This is a genomic window from Yersinia sp. 1252 StPb PI, assembly GCF_048593885.1.
Taxonomy (GTDB): Bacteria; Pseudomonadota; Gammaproteobacteria; order Enterobacterales; family Enterobacteriaceae; genus Yersinia; species Yersinia enterocolitica_E.
The window spans coordinates 1-1,237 of record NZ_JAZGQE010000382.1 but is presented as its reverse complement, the minus strand read 5'-3'; the positions used below and the strand labels follow the sequence as shown (position 1 = coordinate 1,237).

The window sequence follows — 1,237 nt, the reverse complement described above, 5'->3', positions numbered from 1 at the left end:
TTTTCTTTATTGCCGTTTACATTTCTGCCATCACGCCTTACCAACGGTTTTTTTATCTTTTTGAAAGTGAAGTGTCTGAAGGCAACATTAGAAATGCAAAATCAGGTGAACAGTATGAGGGGAAAAAAGCCGGAGATACTATTCCAACCATTAAAACGTTAGCAGATATCAGAGTGGGTAGTTACTTCACTATAGAAACCGAGTCTCTCGAACCAACCGAATTATATGGTATTGTTGATATTCAACGTGGTGGATTTATTACTTCAGGGTCTGGGCGGAAAAAAAAGACCAAATTCATTCCTTATTGGACACAAAGTAAAATAAAAACACTTATTAATGAACTAGACTACGCCAGATTCTATATTGCAAAGTTACCCGATGGAAACAACGTTATTGTTCTTATTGATGATACATTGCTCAGTACCAGCAATGGAGATAAGATTCGTTTACCCATTGGTTCAAAAGCAGTGCCATTTCATGTAACAAAACAAAGATCAGGAACGTTTGCACAATATTTTCATGAGAATGCTGAAAAGTACTCTTTAAACAATCAAACCAATGGATATATTAATATGGCGAGTAAGTCATTCAATGACACTTACCGACTGACAGTTCTTATTTTAAGAATAATAGGTACCGTGGTTATATTCACTATATTGTATATGGTTGCTAATAGAATACTTTCCATATTTAATAAAAAAACAGAACGTAATCAGTCAAATGATAGGGATAACTTGATTAGTAAATAATACCCCCCCTCCAAGTGTCAGTTTTCCCAACATTTGGAGGGCAGCTCGTATAGATCTATCCGTTACAGCTGCATAACTTTATGATGTAACAAGAAATAGTTATGCTTATGAGGTGGATTTGATTACCTGGTTCTAAATTCACAACCCAAAAAAATCATTAAACAACATGGGCAATAGGTGAAAGTCAGGATACAGATTCACCGTTAACTGCAGGAGGGATTTTAGGGGGGATGATGAGGATGATTTTTACTGAGTGAAGTAGAGCTTGTCATTGTCGGAGCCCATGACGCTTAGCAATAATCGACAACTGAATAATAGACTTCGCATTGAACTTTTCATGCAATTTTCTTTTATATGCACTAATTGTCTTTCGACTAACATTGATGTTATTGGCTATATCATTAATCGTCAAACCCTGGCTAATCCCTTGCATAACAGCAATTTCATTAGGCGATAGACTTTTTATTATAAGATATTCATTTCTTTGT

General features: G+C 35.4%; 2 protein-coding genes. One reads left to right on the top strand and one right to left on the bottom strand.

From position 1 onward, the window contains the following. Positions 1 to 749 (top strand): hypothetical protein (locus tag V2A85_RS23785; protein ID WP_420072568.1); only part of this gene is annotated, 749 nt, incomplete at its 5' end. 268 nt (positions 750 to 1,017) lie between these two features. On the opposite strand, the gene V2A85_RS23780 is transcribed toward V2A85_RS23785, so the two are convergent. Continuing rightward, a partial coding sequence (locus tag V2A85_RS23780) for a response regulator transcription factor (protein WP_420072567.1) occupies positions 1,018 to 1,237 on the bottom strand: 220 nt, incomplete at its 5' end.